Raw genomic sequence first — 392 nt, 5'->3', positions numbered from 1 at the left:
CGTCGGCGCTTTGCTGGTCACATGCCAGGAGAGGCTTCTTCGAACTCGCCGACATCGCCGCGAGCGCGCGGCGCAGGCGCGGGCCCGGCGCCGCGCCCGTGTCGCCGATCGCCTTGGAAGCGGTGAAGCGCATGGACGCTCTCTTCGACATAGAACGCGGGATCAACGGCTTGAGTGCCGAGGAGCGTCGCTGCGTCCGGCAGGAGCAGCGCCTCCCGCTCGTCGTCAGTCGCCAAGCCCATCGACTACATATGTGGAACGACCCGCCAAGCAAGGGCTTTTCATTTTCAGACGGTTTCATCACACGGGAACGGTGCGGTCATATGTCCGGCCTATCAGCGCGGCTTTAGTTAGACCGCTGGCCTCGATGAAGTCCGCGATGCGAGTGGCTG

The 392-nt window shown here is 64.3% G+C and carries 1 pseudogene; it reads left to right on the top strand.

The features are described from left to right. A pseudogene (locus AC1D34_RS38365) lies at nucleotides 1–230 on the top strand (IS66 family transposase); the annotation flags it as partial. Nucleotides 231–392: the final 162 nt, after the last annotated feature.

The sequence above is a fragment of the Allobosea sp. P1_A7 genome, assembly GCF_056406775.1.
The sequence above is the reverse complement of the archived record's forward strand: the minus strand, read 5'-3'. Positions and strand labels throughout refer to the sequence as shown.